General features: G+C 29.5%; 16 protein-coding genes. 2 read left to right on the top strand and 14 right to left on the bottom strand.

The annotated features are described in order from the left end of the window. Window positions 1-18: 18 nt before the first annotated feature. Window positions 19-1,380: a phenylacetate--CoA ligase family protein gene (locus ACGLWY_RS09650; RefSeq protein ID WP_396619472.1), complete on the top strand. Its 1,362-nt coding sequence runs from the start codon at window positions 19-21 to the stop codon at window positions 1,378-1,380. Here ACGLWY_RS09650 and ACGLWY_RS09645 read toward each other — a convergent pair. The 4 genes from ACGLWY_RS09645 to ACGLWY_RS09630 all read right to left on the bottom strand — a co-directional run bounded on the left by ACGLWY_RS09645 (window position 1,364) and on the right by ACGLWY_RS09630 (window position 6,628). Beyond that, the gene (locus tag ACGLWY_RS09645; RefSeq protein ID WP_396619471.1) at window positions 1,364-2,143 is read right to left on the bottom strand and encodes a glycosyltransferase family 2 protein; all 780 of its coding nucleotides are present in this window, start codon (window positions 2,141-2,143) and stop codon (window positions 1,364-1,366) included. The two genes, ACGLWY_RS09650 and ACGLWY_RS09645, sit on opposite strands and share 17 nt — an antisense overlap. Window positions 2,144-2,564: 421 nt before the next feature. Beyond that, window positions 2,565-3,917, bottom strand: coding sequence for an undecaprenyl-phosphate glucose phosphotransferase (locus ACGLWY_RS09640; protein ID WP_396619470.1), 1,353 nt, complete (start codon window positions 3,915-3,917; stop codon window positions 2,565-2,567). 1 nt (window position 3,918) lies between these two features. Beyond that, a complete protein-coding gene (locus tag ACGLWY_RS09635) occupies window positions 3,919-4,905 on the bottom strand; it encodes a UDP-glucuronic acid decarboxylase family protein (protein ID WP_396619469.1) in 987 nt (328 codons plus the stop codon). A 319-nt stretch (window positions 4,906-5,224) separates the two neighbouring features. Further along, on the bottom strand, window positions 5,225-6,628 hold the full coding sequence (locus tag ACGLWY_RS09630; RefSeq protein WP_396619468.1) for a UDP-glucose 6-dehydrogenase: 1,404 nt from the start codon (window positions 6,626-6,628) through the stop codon (window positions 5,225-5,227). A 1,075-nt stretch (window positions 6,629-7,703) separates the two neighbouring features. On the opposite strand from ACGLWY_RS09630, the gene ACGLWY_RS09625 reads away from it, so the two are divergent. Beyond that, window positions 7,704-8,228 (top strand): IS982 family transposase, encoded by a 525-nt coding sequence (locus ACGLWY_RS09625; protein WP_396619467.1) that lies wholly within the window; start codon window positions 7,704-7,706, stop codon window positions 8,226-8,228. An 89-nt stretch (window positions 8,229-8,317) separates the two neighbouring features. Here the strand turns inward: ACGLWY_RS09625 and ACGLWY_RS09620 are convergent, their stop codons facing one another. From ACGLWY_RS09620 to rfbA, 10 genes are all read right to left on the bottom strand, one after another. Then, window positions 8,318-9,415, bottom strand: a complete 1,098-nt coding sequence (locus tag ACGLWY_RS09620) for a DUF1972 domain-containing protein (RefSeq protein ID WP_396619466.1) — start codon at window positions 9,413-9,415, stop codon at window positions 8,318-8,320. Next, window positions 9,378-10,682: a hypothetical protein gene (locus ACGLWY_RS09615; RefSeq protein ID WP_396619465.1), complete on the bottom strand. Its 1,305-nt coding sequence runs from the start codon at window positions 10,680-10,682 to the stop codon at window positions 9,378-9,380. Before ACGLWY_RS09615 ends, ACGLWY_RS09620 begins: the two co-directional genes overlap by 38 nt. Next, on the bottom strand, window positions 10,679-11,842 hold the full coding sequence (locus ACGLWY_RS09610; protein ID WP_396619464.1) for a hypothetical protein: 1,164 nt from the start codon (window positions 11,840-11,842) through the stop codon (window positions 10,679-10,681). Before ACGLWY_RS09610 ends, ACGLWY_RS09615 begins: the two co-directional genes overlap by 4 nt. Next, a complete protein-coding gene (locus ACGLWY_RS09605) occupies window positions 11,796-12,377 on the bottom strand; it encodes a hypothetical protein (protein ID WP_396619463.1) in 582 nt (193 codons plus the stop codon). Before ACGLWY_RS09605 ends, ACGLWY_RS09610 begins: the two co-directional genes overlap by 47 nt. 674 nt (window positions 12,378-13,051) lie before the next feature. After that, entirely contained in the window at window positions 13,052-14,020 is a 969-nt protein-coding gene (locus tag ACGLWY_RS09600) for a glycosyltransferase (RefSeq protein WP_396619462.1), read from the bottom strand. Further along, on the bottom strand, window positions 14,017-15,468 hold the full coding sequence (locus ACGLWY_RS09595; RefSeq protein ID WP_396619461.1) for a flippase: 1,452 nt from the start codon (window positions 15,466-15,468) through the stop codon (window positions 14,017-14,019). Before ACGLWY_RS09595 ends, ACGLWY_RS09600 begins: the two co-directional genes overlap by 4 nt. Continuing rightward, the gene (locus ACGLWY_RS09590; protein WP_396619460.1) at window positions 15,469-16,008 is read right to left on the bottom strand and encodes a hypothetical protein; all 540 of its coding nucleotides are present in this window, start codon (window positions 16,006-16,008) and stop codon (window positions 15,469-15,471) included. Window positions 16,009-16,074: 66 nt separating this feature from the next. Further along, on the bottom strand, window positions 16,075-16,926 hold the full coding sequence (rfbD, locus tag ACGLWY_RS09585; RefSeq protein WP_396619459.1) for a dTDP-4-dehydrorhamnose reductase: 852 nt from the start codon (window positions 16,924-16,926) through the stop codon (window positions 16,075-16,077). Then, window positions 16,926-17,471, bottom strand: coding sequence for a dTDP-4-dehydrorhamnose 3,5-epimerase (rfbC, locus tag ACGLWY_RS09580; protein ID WP_396619458.1), 546 nt, complete (start codon window positions 17,469-17,471; stop codon window positions 16,926-16,928). Before rfbC ends, rfbD begins: the two co-directional genes overlap by 1 nt. Further along, entirely contained in the window at window positions 17,471-18,337 is an 867-nt protein-coding gene (gene rfbA, locus ACGLWY_RS09575; protein WP_396619457.1) for a glucose-1-phosphate thymidylyltransferase RfbA, read from the bottom strand. The genes rfbC and rfbA overlap by 1 nt, the downstream gene beginning before the upstream one ends. Between the last annotated feature and the right edge of the window lie 119 nt (window positions 18,338-18,456).

Raw genomic sequence — 18,456 nt, 5'->3', positions numbered from 1 at the left:
ACTGCAAAAATAAAATTAATGACACGAATTCACGAATATTTTTTATTTACTTTACAAAAATTATGTTTTACCTTGAATTTGTTCCATATTTCTTTGAAAATTAACGGCTTTCCTATTAAAAAGGCTCAAGCTGTTTTGAAAACTATTCAGCAGAAAACCGATACTGAGTTAAGTTCTTATATTGAAGCAAAAAAGGAAGCAATTGTTGAATTTCATATAAAGCATAATCCTTTTTACAAAACCTTTGCAAAAGACGTGAATCTACACGATTGGAACAGCATTCCTGTAATGAGCAAACGCCACTTGCAACAACCTTTAAAGGAACGGCTTTCTGAAGGTTTTACAACCAAAAATGTATATTTAAATAAAACTTCTGGATCTTCTGGTGACCCGTTTATTTTTGCCAAGGATACATTTTGTCACGCCCTTACTTGGGCAGGCTTTATTAACCGATATCGTTGGTTTCATTTGGATTTTAACGCATCGAGACAAGCCCGGTTTTATGGTATTCCTTTAGATAAAACAGGGTATTATAAAGAACGCTTTAAGGATTTTTTAAGCAAACGCTATCGGTTTTCAGTATTTGATTTAAGTGATGCACAATTTGAAAAGAATCTCATTAAATTCAAAACTACTAAGTTTGACTACATCAATGGTTATACGAGTTCGATTGTTCAATTTGCTAAATATTTGAAGCAGAAAAACCTCGTGTTAAAAACTATTTGTCCAACATTAAAAGTATGTATTGTAACTTCTGAAATGCTTTTTGAAAAAGATAAAATGCTATTAGAAACACATTTAGGCATCCCCATTATTAACGAATATGGTGCCGCTGAATTGGGTTTGATTGCCTTTCAAAATACCAAAAAGGAATGGATTATAAACACAGAAGATTTGTATGTTGAAATTCTAGATGAAAACAATCAAGTTTTACCTTACGGGCAAGAAGGGCGTGTGGTTGTAACGGCGCTTTATAATAAGGCACATCCATTTATTCGATACGATTTAGGTGATATTGGTAAACTTTCAAAAGAAAGCACCCCAAATAAACCCATTTTAGAGACTTTAATTGGCAGAACGAACGATGTTGTAAAGTTGCCTAGCGGAAAAAAAGCAGCAGGCCTAACCTTCTACTACGTTACAAAAACCATTATTGAAGATGATGGAAATGTTAAAGAATTTATTATCGAGCAACTAAAATTGGATACTTTTAAGATAAGCTATGTAAGTAACCATGAGCTTTCACAAGAAAAACTAGCAAATATTAACGTCGCTATTACCAAATATTTAGAACCCAATTTAACCATTTCTTTTGAAAGAAAAACAGCTTTAGAGCGTTCTAGCAGAGGAAAATTAAAACAGTTTAAGTCTTATTTATAGAAACAACTTGTTTCGATTTTACCAAGAAATGCTCATTTAAAAAGATTAGCATATAGTAAACAGACTTTAAGGTTGAAAAACCCAACCCCTTTCTATACACCCAATAATTATATTTTAAAAGATTTATTTTGTTTGAAGACATTGCGTCTTTTCTAATCCTGTAATAAGCCAACGATTCCTGAATGCCCTTTGCGGGTTTGCCAGAGGTTTTAATAGCTGCTAACCATAATAGCCAGTCTTGTCGTTTCCGTAGGTTAGGCGCTTTTATTTTGCCTAAAACCTTCGCATTATACACGCCTGTTAAATTGCCAATGTAATTGCTTTTTAAGTATTTTTGATAGGTTAACTCGGGTAACGCTTTTATTACTTTATTAAGAAGCTTTCCCGTTTCGTCAATTTGTTCGTAACTGCTAAAACAAACGTCACAATTTTGAGCTTCCATAAACTCTATTTGTGTTTGGAGTTTATTGGGTTTCCATAAATCATCCGCATCTAAAAAGGCTATATATTTACCTTTAGAAGCTTCAACACCTTTATTTCTAGAAATTGCTGCACCTAAATTAGCTTTATTTTTAAGCAGTTTTATATTTGGTTTTTGGGCAATGAATTGGTTTGCTTTTGCGATGGTTTTATCGTTAGAACCATCATCTATTAATAGTAGTTCCCAGTTGGTGTAAGTTTGATTTATAACGCTGTTTATGGTTTCTGAAATATAAGCTTCAGAATTAAACATGGGTGTTATAATAGAAACTAAAGGTTTCAATGTATATTAATCATTAGTGTCCGATTAAAAATATTTTTAATTTCATATACCCTATTAAGTAAATGGTCCTATGAGCTTTTAATAATGAACTCATCTTAACTTTTTCTTTTTCCTAAAACCTGCCTGCCGGCAGGCAGGAATGGCTAAAATCCGTCCATATTTCGTTCCTTTTTTTATGCTTAGCTCTGCTATGCCTTTCAAAAAGTGCCTCATCTGTACAAATTTTATCTCATTTTCGGTTAAAAACAAAAAGTCAAGATGAGTTCAATGACAATTGTTTTTTCAGAAATAATTTTTTTCGAGAAATAGCAGTTTACTTTTCTTTTAAGTTATGTATGTTCATCAGATAGCTAGAATTAAGTCTTGGCTCTTTGTTCTAAAAGCGAAGCGGTCTTATGTCTTTTATCGAACAACAATGTAATTAATATGCTTTTTCTTCGCCTTTTAGAACGTTTAAAAATGTTTGCACAATTATTTTTATATCTAATAATAACGACCAGTTTTCAACATAAAAAATATCATACTTAACCCTGTTAATAATGTCTTTATCGGTTTCGACTTCGCCTCTATATCCACTTATTTGAGCCAATCCTGTTATCCCTGGTTTTACAAAATGGCGTACCATGAATTTATCGACTCTTTGTGCGTACAAATTGGTATGGCTAACCATATGAGGGCGGGGACCAACTACAGACATCTCTCCGAAAAGAACATTGAAAAATTGCGGTAATTCGTCAATACTTGTTTTACGAAGAAAAGCTCCTACTTTTGTGATTCTTTGATCTCCTTTTGTTGCTTGAAGTAAATGAGCTTCTTTGCTAGGAGTCATGGATCTAAATTTATAGCAATAGAATTCCTCATAATTGAATCCATTTCTGGATTGTTTAAAAAATACTGGTCCTTTTGATTCCAATTTAATTAAAATTGCTAGAATTGGGGTCAACCAAGACAAAACAAAAATGATTATAAATGATGCAAATAAAATATCAAATAAGCGCTTTAAGAATTTATTTACCGATTCTTGTAGCGGAATGGTTCTTAATGATAGAATAGGTATGTAATCGTAATACTCGTATTTTAATTTTTTGGAAAAAATATCTTTATTGTCCGGAATAAATTTAAGTTCTCTTAAATTATTATCTGCAAAATCTATTAAATTATTGATTTGTTTATTTGATAATTCGGCAATAGAAAAATATATTTCATCGATGTTGTTTTCAATAACATAATTAAAACATTTATTTAAAGAAAAACCCTCATCATGAATACTAAATTGAGCTTTAAATTTATAGCCAAAATCCAATCTTGTATTAAATGTTTTTATGAGTTGCCTTGTTTTTTCGTTTTTGCCAATAACAATTACGTTTCTTGTATTTCCTCTTAATATGGCTCTATACTTTTTTAGTAAAAAGAAGTTTAAAAATTTTAAACTAGAAATAAGCAACGAAACGAGTAGTAAATAATTACCCAAAGCAAGCCTGCTAATATTTGGCTGCTTAAAAAGCCCTATGTAAGCATATAATATAACAGCAAAAAGAATAATTTGACTAAATAAAAGCTGTACAATATGTATTACTCTTGTATGCCTTTGAATTTCATAAAAATGATTTTTTACAGCTATAATTATCCATAAAACAGAAATATAAGCACCAAATAGATTTATATCGTTTAAATTAATTTGAAAAAGATAAATAGAACCGTTTAGTATTGCTAAATCGATAAAACCAAATAATGGCTTTATTAAACTCGAATATCTTCCTTGTCTATAATTCAATTTATTTCTTTATGTGGTTTGTAAAATCTTTATGCTCACTTCTATAAAGTTCGTCTGCTGTTAAACTTTTAAAATAATCGAAAGTAATTTTCATTCCTTGTTCTCGTTCAACTGTTGGTTGCCAATTTAACAATTTTTTAGCTAAACTAATATCCGGTTGTCGTTGTAAAGGATCGTCAATTGGCAATTCTTTATAAACTATTTTTTGATTTGTTCCCGTAAGTTTTATTATTTCTTCAGCAAAATCCTTTATGGAAATTTCATGGGGGTTTCCAATATTCACAGGATACGAATAATCGCTTAATAATAGCCTATAAATCCCCTCTATTTGGTCATCAACATAGCAAAAAGAACGTGTTTGGGAACCGTCTCCAAATATCGTTAAATCTTCACCTCTAAGGGCTTGTCCCATAAATGCAGGAATTACACGTCCATCGTTAAGCCTCATTCTTGGTCCATAGGTATTAAAAATACGCACAATACGTGTTTCTACACCATGAAACCTATGATATGCCATAGTTATTGCTTCTTGAAAGCGTTTTGCCTCGTCATATACACCTCTGGGTCCTATTGTGTTTACATTACCGTAATAGTCTTCAGTTTGCGGATGCACTAATGGGTCACCATATACTTCGGAGGTTGAAGCAATAAGTATTCTAGCTTTTTTAGCTTTTGCTAACCCTAACAAATTATGTGTGCCCAAAGACCCCACTTTTAATGTTTGAATGGGTATTTTTAAATAATCTATAGGGCTTGCAGGTGAAGCGAAATGTAAGATATAATCTAGATTACCATCAATTTTCACAAATTCGGAAACATCGTGTTCTATAAAACTAAAATTAGGATTGTTTTCTAAATGTAATAGGTTTTTTCTATCACCAGTGATATAGTTATCCATTCCAATAACATGATACCCTTCTTTTATAAAACGGTCGCATAGGTGAGACCCTAAAAATCCTGCTGCTCCAGTAATTAAAACCTTCTTCATTTTATTTGTTTGTTTTTAGTACATGACAAAAACTGAAGCGTGTCATATTGAGCCTTTCGGCTGTGCTCAAGATAAACTAAAGTCGAAATGCGATTAAAAACAATATTTCCAATGTCTTCGACTGCGCTCAGACTGACATCTGAATATATTTGGATTTTTGTCATGTACTAAATTATTTGTTATGCGAATCAAGGATTGAAAATGAGCCTTACCAATCTGGGAGATACCTTTGCCAAAGTTTTGAACTTTGTAAAGGTTAAACCTCAACTTACTGAATGTTAATACTCTTAAAAACCCAACCCTTGATTCGCATTAGTTATTAAATTTTAGCTCCACTTCCAATTTTATAACACACAAAACCAATCTTCTCAAGTGTTTGAATGTCTAAAATCCCTCTTCCATCAAAAATAAAAGCAGGCTTATACATGCTATCATAAATTTTCTGCCAATCGTACGTTTTAAACTCATCCCATTCTGTTAAAACAGCAATGGCGTGAGACTCTTTGCTGGCTTCATAAGGATTATTATGAACCGTTAACAATGCTTTATTTTCGTTTTCGCTTCTTGTCCCTAAATAGTCTAAATCTGCATAAATACGTTCTTCAACCACTTTAGGATCATAAACAGAAATATTGGCTTGCTCACTCAATAAATTATCCGCAACTTTTATAGCCGCAGATTCACGTGTATCGTTTGTGTCTTTTTTAAATGCCCAACCAAAAAACGTTATCTTTTTACCTGAAACTGTATTATAGAGCGTACTTACTATGTTGTCGGAAAAACGTTGTTTTTGGTAGTCGTTCATTATAATAACTTGTTCCCAATAATCGGCTACTTCATTTAATCCATACGTTTTAGCTATATAAACTAAGTTAAGAATATCCTTTTGAAAACAAGATCCTCCAAAACCAACAGAAGCTTTTAAGAATTTAGAGCCAATTCTAGAATCCATACCTATTGCCTTAGCAACCTCGTTGACATCTGCTCCAGATTTTTCGCAAAGCTGGGATATCGCATTAATAGATGATACACGTTGCGCTAAAAAGGCATTTGCTGTTAGTTTGGACAGCTCTGATGACCACACATTTGTGGTTAGAATTTTATCTTTAGAAACCCAATTTGCATAGATGTCTACCAACGCCTGAATGGCTTTTTGCCCTTCTATACTATCGTCTCCTCCAATTAATATCCTATCTGGATTTAAAAGATCGTCTATCGCTGTTCCTTCTGCTAAAAACTCAGGATTGGAGAGTATTTGAAATTGAACACCATTACCTGTATGATTTAGAATGCTCTTTATTGCGGATGCCGTTCTAACGGGCAATGTTGATTTTTCTACCACAATTTTATTGCTTTTGGACACTTTGGCTATCTGACGGGCACATAGTTCTATATATTTTAAATCGGCTGCCATACCTTTTCCTTTTCCATAGGTTTTGGTTGGAGTATTTACCGAGATAAAAATCATATCCGCTTCGTCAATAGCTTTATCTACATCTGTTGAGAAAAATAAATTTCGCCCACGTGCCTCATCAACAATGTTGTCTAACCCTGGTTCAAAAACTGGCAGTTTACTTAAATCTTCATTATTCCATGCGGCTATCCTAGATGCATTAATATCTACAATGGTTACCGTTATATATGGACATTTTTGTGCCACCACTGCCATGGTTGGTCCTCCTACGTAGCCTGCACCTATACAGCAAATGTTTTTAATGGTCATTTTATCAGAATTTCAACAAAAATAAGGAAGTTCATTAAATATACTTTACTAACATCAAATTAACTTTATGATTAATCAAAGCCATACTTTTTTTTAATTTTATAAATGGAAAAGGTGACATCTTTTTTAATAAAAGATTTTGTTTTGTCATGGCTATCGAACTTACCATTATGCAAAATGATCGCAATATGTGAATTCTTCTTATATATATCATGCATGACTTTGACTAGGCTTTGTTATACCTTTAATATGGGTGAATCTACCTTTTTAATTCTTATGTGTTTTATAAAACTGCAGCGCATGCCGTAGGGTGATTGTGCTACCACCTTTTTGTCTTGCGTTGTTTCAACCAAACTCATTCCCACAAACTATTAGTGCTACATCTCTATCTGGACTCATATTTGTATTAATCTGGATTTGAAAACCCTGGCGTTTGTAGTTTAAAGGTTCTGCTTTTGATTCTTAGTAAACCCCAAACCTTTTTGTTTTGAACTCTGTGGTTTATAGGTTTTAATGTCTTGTCCATTGAAAGATGACACCAAACAGACTGCTGCTGTAAAAATAAAGTGTCTATCATTTTTTGTGAGCTTATTTAAATTTTTATGTGTATTCTAAATAACGATGGTTACCAGTTCCCACAAGGACAATAATCTTTAAGAAAATTTCTTGATTCATTTATATCAACCATAGACATTTATATATGAAACCCGAGTTTCCAAAAAAGAAGGAGCAAATAAGTTCATTATTTTTGATTGTCTAATTTCAAAAAGAACTCAAAATGCTCCAGGACAAAGTTATAGCAATTTATTGTTTACTCGATGATCTTTTACAATAAATGAACCATGAAGAACATATAAGCCGATCCTTTAGTGATAGCCAAGTGCTCACCACTGCTATTGTTTCCGCGCTATATTTTAGAGGGAACCAAACTATGGCCTTGCGCTATATGGATAGTCATATTTTCACTCAAGTTATAGGCAAGAGCGGGTTCACCAAACGTTTGCATAGGCTTAAAGATTTTATGTAGCTATTATTCTTTTACATTGGCAGGTTCTTTAAATATGCTTGCTGTCAGATGGAGTATGTTATTGATTCCTTTCCTGTTAAAGCTTGCCATAACATTCGTATTGGCCGTTGCAAATTGTTCAAAGAAGAAAAATATAGAGGATATAATGCTTCCAAACGAGAAAATTTCTATGGAGTGAAAGTACAGTTGGTTACTACTACTGATGGTATTCCCGTGGAAATGTATATCATTCCCGGAGCGGAACACGACTCACAAATCTTGAAAAGGATGTACCACGACTTACCTGCTGAGAGTTCTCTATATGGAGATAGTGGATATACCAACTATGAAATTGAAGACCACTTTGAAGAAACAGAGCAAGTTCATCTTCAAATTAGCAGAAAATCCAATTCCAAAAGAAAAGACCAGCCCCATCTACGTTTCATAAAGGAATGTATGAGGAAAAGAATAGAAACATCAATCAGTCAAATCAGTGCTTTAATGCCTAGGCATATTAATGCAGTGACTGCAAATGGATTTATAGTAAAACTAATCCTTTTTGTAATGGTTTTTCAGATTGACAAAACGATTTAAAACAGGAAACTCGAGTTATGAAGACAATTTTAACCCCAACTACCATTGGGATACTTACCTAACCTGCACCTATGCAGTATATGTTTTTATTAATTATATTTGTTTACCTCAGTCAATAATCGTAAATATTGTTTGTTAATAATTTCCCAACTGTAGTTAGTTTCAATCTTTCTTTTGTTTTCCTCCAAAAAATTAGAGTATTCAATTTTTTTAATGGAATTAATGTATGTACTAACATCTTCTGATGTGTTAAAATATAAAGCATCATTCTCTAAAATAGATTTATTAAATATGTTATTATTTGCAATTATAAGTGCATTTGATGACATTGCCTCTAATAAAGAAGGGTTTGTACCCCCAACAGAATGACCATGAAAATATAGATTTGAAAAATACCTCAGATTATTTAACTCCTCAATGTTATATATTCCACCAACAAATCTTATGTAACTATTCCCTTTATACTTTTCTTTTAGGTATAAACCAAATTTATTTACATTATATTTTCCTATAACAAGAAAAGGCCTTTTAATAGCTGATTTATTCACCCCATCAAGAATAACCTCTATGTTGTTTTCTGGCTCTAATCTAGCTATTAGCATATCAAAATCATATGCAATTAAATCATACTTTTTTAATACATCTTTGTTGGGCATAGAAAAAACATTCGCCCCATATGCAATATATTTTGAATCTCTATTATATTTTGATTTTATATAGTTCTGAATCCCTATTGAATCAGACACTAAAAAACCACTACTTTTTATAGCCAATCTTTCAGCATAACGCAAAAAGTTTTGTGCCGTTTTTGAATATTTAGATCGCTTCCACTCTAAACCATCCATATTGGTTACTATTTTCGATGACTTAGGTAATAGCCAATACCATATAGAGTTGCTTGTGTAACCTAACTGAAGAATTATATCAAAATTCCTCTTTCTCGAATCTAAAATACAATTTAGATCATAAATAAATTGACCTACAGTACCCATCTTATTCTCAGGGTCGTTACAATGGATTATCTTAACAGCTTTAAATGCCTTTTTTTGATAAGGGTGCTTATTTGAATTATAAACATACACATCATGCCCCTTATCAGCAAGATAAACTGAAAAAAACTCTGCAAACTGTTCAAAGCCTCCATGATAATTAGGTATTCCTCGTGTTCCTAGAATGGCTATCTTCAAATCTAATATGGTTTAAAAAGAAAAGTGTATTAAAAAAATAGAAAAAAACAATTCCTTTATTTCTTACTAATGCAACTTCAAAAACAAATATAAAACAAATCATTATCAAGAAAAATAAATGAAGTAAACTTTGATGTTTAAAAGCATAATAAAAACTAATTATTAAGTATACTAAAAAAAACAAAAAAACAAAAAAACCATAGGTTATAAGAATTTGTAAATATTGATTGTGTACATTAAACCCTTCATACCAATTTGGAGCTAGCCCGTATGTTAAATAATAATAATCTAAAAAATCTTGTACATCACCAACTCCATAACCAAAAAGCAATTTTCCATCATCTAAAAAATGAAACATTCCTATTTTAAAAAACATATACCGTAGCTCTAAATCACTAATAGCTACTTTATCTTCATAATTAAAAACTTTAGCTTCAACTATATTACTTGTTGGTTCAAAATTATTGATATTAAACTCTAGCCCATCAATAAATCTAGTACTAATGGTTTCAGTTTTTGATAAAACAAATATTATCAATAAAAATGAAACAAAAACAAGAATTCTTGTTTTAAATGCTTTTAAAAGAGAGACTAATTGGAAAAAATAAAGTATTAAAAAAATAAAAATTACTGCTTTTGATGCTGTCAAAAACAATCCAATTATTAATAAGAAAAGCGATGTTATTGATAGTAATTTGATTTTGAACTTTAATAAATTAATTTTATTGTAGTAATGAGTCAAAGAAAAAACGCTTAAAGCAAGAAATAGTGCAAAATAGACGGCATGTTGATCATAGATTATTGAAAAATTATGAAAAAATAAAACATCTGTCGGTTGTCCTCTTAAAATATTATACCCGCCATAAACCAATAACATAAAGGTAGCTATTGAACATGAGATAGCAAAAACTATAAGGGTCTGTTTTAAGAAGTTATTTGTCTTCTTTAAAAAGTATAATGTTAATGGAATTAACACTAACAACAAATTTTTATCAATACTTCTAATTCCAGCATAAATATTGTTGCTCAATAAAGCGCTTATAAGATTAATAACAAAAAAAGCTAAGGGAAAATAAAGTAAATAATATCCCTTTTTATCAAACTTAAAACCTTGCTTGTATTTAAAATATACAGCATAAATAAAACTTATAACAATAGCTATATTTCCCATGTTCATTTTAAATGGAATCATGGCAGCTATTAAACATAAAAGAAAGTTTCCGGTATTATCTTTTATAAATAGCTTAAGTTTTATAAAAACATTCACTTTTTCAATATTTTAAGTAAACTTTTTCCTTTAGATTCCCATGAATAATCCTCAATATTAATCTGACTTTTTTTATTTGTAAGATCTTTTAAGTCTAATGAAAACTCTTCCTTTGTATTGGGTAAATAAATATACTCTTTTAAGTCTTGTAATCCATTTCCTTTAGTTCCAATTACTTTTTTACCAGTTAATAAATATTCGTATGCTTTCATTGAATCACCTCCATGTTGTCCTTCATTAATATTATATGGAACAATACAAATATCAAAGTTTTTTACATAGTTTGAATACTCAGAGTATTTTTTGTCTCCAAGAAAAAAAACATTGGTTCTTTTTTCAATTTTTTTATATACATTTTTATCTAATATCTGACCTACAAAAACAAAAGAATAATTTGAATTATCTTTTGTAATAAAATTGATTAGTTCATAATCAAGTAAATATGATATTTTTCCTCCAAAACCTATTATTGGTCTCTTTAAATCCTTAATGTCTTCTGGGACAACTTTATCTCCTGACATGAAATTTGATTTAACTCCATTTTTAATCAATGTAATATGCACAGGATTAAACTTTTTCTTATAAAATTCTATATTCTCTTGAGAATTAGTTACCCAGTTAGGAATTTTATCTGACAGTATTGAATATCCTAATTTTAAGTCTTTTTTAATTCTCTTATATGCAGGGAATTTTAAAAAATTATCCCATGCATCAAAAACCTTTACTTTAGCATTCAAAGTAATTCCTAGTTTATAAGAAAAAATGTTTTGTACTATTAGATTAGGGTCATCAAATTTTAATAACTTCTGACAAGTATATATAAAATCAACGTATTCTTTGTCATTATACTTCTCAATAAACCATAAATGTTTTCTTGCTAACTGACCCAAAACATCATTAGAAAGATAATCTGTTACATATAGTTTTTCTTTAATTTCTGTCAAAGAAAATTTTTGATTAGCAAATATTAATTTCCCGGGAAGAGGTTCATTATTTTTTTTATATAATAATTCAACTTTTGTTGTTGGCCTATTAATGACTAATATTTTTTTAACAGAATCGTTCTCGGATAGAGCATTAATAAAATGTACATCACGAGTTCTAAAACCTTCTTTATGGCTTTTTCTCCAATCGTGAAATGGTATAATTATCAAATTCATTTAAGTTTTTTTTATTAAAAATCATCATAAGAGTAAACATAATTGCAATATCTGAAAAAACAGTCGTATAAAAAGAATATATAGTGAATACCCCTAAAACTGTGTAAAAAGGAATCCCTTTATCAACATCCAAATATTTTAAAATGCTTATTAAAAGCCCCATAAATACAATTATACCTAAAATGCCTAAATCAAAATATGTCCAAATCAGTTGGGAAAAGTGAATTGTCTTTTTAAACTTACCTGTTAAAATATTAAAATAAGAATATGGTCCATCTCCTATCCATTTTGTTTCCAATTTATTAAATGTCATTATTAAAATTTGGCCTCTTTTAGCCGTACCAAGTTTATATTGCTTTTCTGAAACACTGAGCGAATATTGCCTTTCAAACTCTCCACCAAGCCTAGCTTTAATAAATTCTTGATCCCTTAAACTGTATATAAATAATATTATAAATGCTCCAACAAACAAAATCGCTGCTTTAAAAATGAGACTCTTTTTATATCTCTTATAAAGAGGTATAACAATAGACAAAACCAAAAGTATACTTAAAAACAACTTAGAGATATTTGACTCGGTTAAAAAAACAGTGACACTTAAATATATTATTGAGGTTACAGGAAACTTAATTAGTTTACTGCCTTTCCTAATGTTTAATAATATAATGATAATCACACATAAAAGAAAAAAACCTAACGAATGATCGGACTTTAAAAAGAAACTTCCAAATAAAAAATCGAAGGAGGCTATATGTTGATTACTGCTATTAAACTTTATTAACTCTTCATAAAAATTAGACTGTATTATTAGTATTGGTAATTGAATTAAAGATATAAAATACAATAACTTGAAAATTCTTTTAGGATTTAAATAATTCTCTTTGTAATTAATGTAACAAAATAAAAAGGTTCCTAATGGCAATAAGGGGAACAAAAAGTAAATAATTATTGAAAAAAAATTGCTTTTATTGATAATTCCGCTAATTATGATAATAATGACATATATTAAACTCAAAAAGACAATCCTATTGACAAGAATTCTGTGCTTTACAATGGCATATAGTGTGTATGTTAAATACATTATCGTAACTATTAATAATGTTAGCACAGTGTTTGATAAGCCAAAAAAGAATTGAAGCACGCCTCCAATCAAAAAGATAAGGGATATAACAAAATAAAACGAAAGTTGATAAATTTTCTTAAATGAAATCATTGCGCCTTTTTTATAGCTGAATGCACCCCTTTCACAATATACTTAAATTTCCATAATTGTTTTGGGTAAAAAAACAATATAAGTAACACTGTTAAAAGATAAAAACTGGCATTAATTAAATAAATAGATTTGTTTGAAACAAAGTTTTGCTCAAATACAATTCCATTCCTTACCGAATAAAATATTCTTTCCTTAGAATCTGTATTAAAATATCTTGTGTTAAATCTTTTGTTTTTAATTAAATGGAATGATTTTTCTAGATCAATAATCTTGCTTTTTTTTATCAAAAAAATTTTTCCACCAGTTTTTGTTATTCTGTAAGTAAAATCATAATCGTCTCCATATAAAAAATAACTTATATCGGGAAATCCTATTTTGGAAATTAAATCTCTATGAAAAAACAAACCTCCATATGGGGCAACTGCAACAATCCCTCTGTCTTTTTGAGTCACTACTTTAGGTTTCTTCGTTTTAAAGAGAGATTCGATATTATTAAACAGACTAAAACCAAGAAAAGAGTTATTAACTCCTAACATAAGTCTTGGGTTTATTAAATCAATCGCATCACTGTAAATTTTTCTATCATTCCTGTATGACAGTAATGCTAAACTTTCATTCGTATATTTATTGATTAAATTTACCCTTTCTTCCTTTAGAATTTTTAAAGAATTTTTAGTTGGTTTATTGTCATCATCTAATAACCAGATGTATTCAGCGCCTTTATCGTAAGCATATTTTATTCCTTGATAAAAGCCATTTGCGGAACCTGTATTGCTTTTTAAATCGATTAACTCAATATTATTTGTTTTTCTGACAAGCTCTTTTGTTTTGTTTAAAGAATTTTCATTGCTTCCGTTTGATACTATTAAAATTTTATCTATTTTTTGTTCTAATAAAGAATCAATAACCTGCTTCAGATATTTAAATCTGTCCCCATACGTAACTGTTACCGCAAAGTAGCTCATAATTGTTTTTTTAAAATAATCTTATTGTAAACTGGCCTAAAAACGAACTCGATAAAAAATTTGTCTTTTATTAGGAATAGGAATGAAAAATATATAATACCGCTACAAATAGCTAAAACAATTAAATAAACTAGGCTTTCTTGGATGAAACTAGAAAAAAACAAACTAATAGGCACAAACAATAAAGAAATTAATAAATACTTAATTACTTTTTTTATTGGAAAATAAAAGTCAATTACTTTTTTACTGTAATGATATGTAAGTACTAATCCGGTAAATTCGGTAGTTAAAGTTGCCAATACGGCTCCTTTTGAGTGCATAATTGGTATTAAAACACTATTTAAAATTATATTAATCACCAGCCCAAGCAAAACAATAAACATATAGGTTTTTTCATTATTTGATGGAACCAATATTTGTAAAGAAAAGATATTAGCTAGACCAACTATTAGTATTAAAGGCGTAAGTAATTTTAACAAAAGAGATGCCAATAAAAAATCTTGACCAGCAAAAAGCAAAATAATATCTTTAGAAGTAATAAATAAATAAAAAATTATAGGGATAGACATCAAGAGAACAAAATTTATAGACCTTTCAATTAAATTTTTTACTTCATTTATTTTCTTTTCTTTTATGTAAATAGCGATTTTAGGAATTAAAACCATGCCCAAAGATGTTATCAATACAAGTAGAATCTTAATAATTTTAATTGAAGCAGAATAATATCCTACATCTTTTAAGTCAGAAAAATACTTAAGCATTATGACATCTAAATTAACATAAATTGTTATTGCCATCTGTGTACTAAATAAGATTATAATAGGCTTAAAATGTTTTTTAAAATCTAATCCTAAAAGAGTTAATTTAACAATATTCAAACTATATAAAATACTTATTAATACAGATAGAACATTTGACAAAACTATAATTAAATAATACAGCCAATAATCTTCAGGTTTTTTTACCAATATGAATAATAAAAAAATTGTAAGAATCTTTGAAATAAAGTTTATTACTGAAATAAACCTGTATTTTTCCATTCCTTGATAAAACCAATTAATTAATCCTACACTACTTAAAATATGAATAAAAGAAAAATACTTTATAGCATCTTCGTTTTGGTACGTTTTTGAAATAATAATCCAAACTGCATAAAAAATCATTATCAAAATTGTCCATAACAAATGAATTATCAAAAGTTCTGAGAAAGTTTTCGATAAGTCCTTTATATTTTTTTTTGATTTTGCAACCTCTCTAATACCATATATCGGAATTCCAAGTGATCCTAAAACTATAAAAGTTATTGATAGGGATAATGCAAAACTTGTTATACCTATGCCTTCTGGTCCTAATACCCTGGAAGCATAAGGAAATGTTATAATAGGGACAAGAATATTTGTGAGTCCTAATAAAGTATTATAAATAAAGTTTCTTTTTGTATTACCCACCTATTTCTTATATTGTAAGTCTAATTCTATTTTTTTATTTAATAATGGTGTTGACAATAAAAACGGATCACATCGCCCTTTAATAGTCTTTCTTAAATAGCCTTTATCTGTTTTTTCTAAATAAATATTAGGCTGGAAAAAACGTTCCATAACTAATTTATCTATTAAAATACTTTCATTATTATATTGCAGTTTTATTTCATTAATTTCAACAATTGTTTCAACATTGTTTTCTCCTAAATCTACCCTAAACTTATAAGGAAATACCTTTTCTGGAAGCGTAAATTGTACGTCCTGAAGGCTATCACTTCCATTTATATTAATAGTTAACCGTTTTTCTTGGCTAAAACTACCTTCTGGAGAATCATCAATATAAAATAATTGAAACTTATCATTTTCATCAACCTTTATATTCATGCTAACTTTAAATAAATTATCTTTTATTTCCGCCTTCTTTCTTGGTGTGTAATTATTATTTTGCTTATCATTTTTACATGAAACTGCAAATAATATTAAAAACAAACAAATTATTTTTTTCATAAATATTTATTAAGTTTCTGCCTCATATGGGGTATTAATCACACACTCTTTTATTTAAAAATTTTATTATATTTTTGTTAAAACTTTATTTAAACTATCTCTCCAAAATACGATATCCTTTTTTAAAAAATCTTTAATTTTTGTTTTATCTAACGCACTATACTTTGGCCTCTTAGCTGGAGTGGGATAAGATTCTGTTTTTATAGGCCATACTTTAGTTGATAATTTACTCTCTTCAAAAATAGCCTTTGCAAAATCAAACCATGATACTATTCCTTCATTACTGTAATGATATATCCCATAATTATCCTTATCAAAAGCAATTATTTCTAAAATAATACCTGCCAAATCACCAGCATAGGTTGGCGTGCCTATTTGATCATATACTACGCTTATTTCATCTCTCTCTTTTGCTAATCTAAGCATGGTTTTCATAAAATTATATCCATGCTCAGAATACAACCAGGATGTTCTTATTATAAAATATTTTTTAAGTGTTTTTTGAATTTCAATTTCGCCTTTTAATTTGGTATCTCCATAAACACTTATAGGGTTGGGGTGGTCTGTTTCAGTATAAGGTGTTGCTTTTTGTCCATCAAATACAAAATCTGTAGATATATGAATTAAAACTATATTATTTTTAGCGCAAATAGTGGCTAAATTTCTTGGTCCTTCAACATTAACCTTATATGCCATTTCAACCTCATTTTCGGCTTTATCGACAGCCGTATAAGCAGCACAATTAATACAATAATCTATTTCTCCCAGATTACTAAAAAAAGATTGCATTTGATTTAAGTTACTAACATCCAATTCTTTATAATCTGTATATATAAAGTTTAAAGCTGGATAATTATGTTGAATATCCTTAATACAGCTCGCCAACTGTCCATTTCCTCCAGTAACCAAAACATTCATTATAATTGTGTATTTTTAAGTTTAGGAAGCATTAAATCCTTTTCCGAAATTATAAATTTATCTTCTCTTGATTTCCAATCTATTTTTAAAGATTCATCATTATATATGATGCCTCCTTCAGATTCTTTATTATAAAAATTATCACATTTATAAGAAAAAATGGCTGTATCACTTAATACCACAAAACCATGTGCAAATCCTCTGGGGATATATAATTGCTTTTTATTGGCTTCTGATAATTCTAAAGAAACATGTTCTCCAAAGGTATCTGAGTCTTTTCTTATGTCTACAGCAATATCAAAAACGCTTCCTTTTATAACCCTTACTAATTTTGCTTGAGCATATTCCCCATTTTGATAATGAAGTCCTCTTAATGTTCCTTTTACAGAAAATGATTCATTATCTTGAATAAAATTTATGTTTTGACCAATTAATTTATTGAATGTGTTTTGGTTGAAACTTTCAAAAAAATAGCCTCTACTGTCTTCAAAAATCTTTGGTTCTAATATAAAACAACCCTTTAATTTCGTTTCTTTTGCTATCATCAATTTTTATTAAGTAATTCTAATAAATTTTTACCATAACCGCTTTTTAGTAATGGTTCTGCTAAATTTTCAAACTCCACTTCATTAATATATCCCATTTCATAAGCAGCTGCTTCAATAGCTCCTATTTTTAGACCTTGGCGTTCTTCAATAACCTCAACAAATTGGGATGCTTGCATTAATGATTGAAATGTACCGGTATCTAACCATGCCGTTCCTCTATCTAAAATGCTTACATTAAGTTTTCCTTCGTTTAAATATTCTCTATTTACATCAGTGATTTCGAGCTCACCTCGATGGCTTGGTTTTATTTTTTTTGCTATCTCAACAACAGTATTATCATAAAAATAAATACCTGGAACGGCGTAGTTTGATTTAGGGTGTTCAGGCTTTTCTTCAATAGAAATGGCTTGACCTTCATCATTAAATTCAACCACACCATATCGTTCTGGGTCGTGTACTCTATAAGCATAAATAATTCCACCTTCAGGATCATTATTCGACTGTAATAGTTTTGCTAAACCTGTACCATAAAAAATATTATCTCCTAAAATTAAAGCGACTTTATCGTTTCCTATAAATTTTTCACCAATTATAAAGGCCTCAGCTAATCCGTTTGGAGCTTCTTGGACGGCATACTCAAATTTACAACCATACTTTTTGCCATCCCCCAATAAATCTTGGAATAACGGTAAATCTTTTGGTGTAGATATTATTAACACCTCATTTATCCCAGCATACATTAAGGTAGAAAGTGGATAATAAATCATTGGCTTGTCATAAATCGGCATTAATTGCTTGCTTACAGATAATGTTAATGGGTGTAATCGAGTTCCTGATCCACCTGCTAGTACTATTCCTTTCATTGTTTTATGGTTATGGGGTTATATGGTTATAAAGAGCTGTTTAATTTAACCTTTTTTATTAGGTTTGAAAGCATGTTCCTAATAAAATAGATCCGCTTGTTTACTTCTTCTACATTTTC

The organism is Mariniflexile sp. HMF6888, assembly GCF_044335535.1.
In the GTDB taxonomy this organism is placed as follows: Bacteria; Bacteroidota; Bacteroidia; order Flavobacteriales; family Flavobacteriaceae; genus Mariniflexile.
The sequence above is the reverse complement of the archived record's forward strand: the minus strand, read 5'-3'. Positions and strand labels throughout refer to the sequence as shown.

Coding starts and splice junctions, on each gene's coding strand:
- ACGLWY_RS09650 (WP_396619472.1), top strand. CDS start 19: ATGACACGAATTCACGAATATTTTTTATTTACTTTACAAAAATTATGT.
- ACGLWY_RS09635 (WP_396619469.1), bottom strand. CDS start 4,905: ATGAAGAAGGTTTTAATTACTGGAGCAGCAGGATTTTTAGGGTCTCAC.
- ACGLWY_RS09630 (WP_396619468.1), bottom strand. CDS start 6,628: ATGACCATTAAAAACATTTGCTGTATAGGTGCAGGCTACGTAGGAGGA.
- ACGLWY_RS09625 (WP_396619467.1), top strand. CDS start 7,704: ATGGAGTATGTTATTGATTCCTTTCCTGTTAAAGCTTGCCATAACATT.
- ACGLWY_RS09610 (WP_396619464.1), bottom strand. CDS start 11,842: ATGAATTTGATAATTATACCATTTCACGATTGGAGAAAAAGCCATAAA.
- ACGLWY_RS09600 (WP_396619462.1), bottom strand. CDS start 14,020: ATGAGCTACTTTGCGGTAACAGTTACGTATGGGGACAGATTTAAATAT.
- ACGLWY_RS09590 (WP_396619460.1), bottom strand. CDS start 16,008: ATGAAAAAAATAATTTGTTTGTTTTTAATATTATTTGCAGTTTCATGT.
- rfbD (WP_396619459.1), bottom strand. CDS start 16,926: ATGAATGTTTTGGTTACTGGAGGAAATGGACAGTTGGCGAGCTGTATT.
- rfbC (WP_396619458.1), bottom strand. CDS start 17,471: ATGATAGCAAAAGAAACGAAATTAAAGGGTTGTTTTATATTAGAACCA.
- rfbA (WP_396619457.1), bottom strand. CDS start 18,337: ATGAAAGGAATAGTACTAGCAGGTGGATCAGGAACTCGATTACACCCA.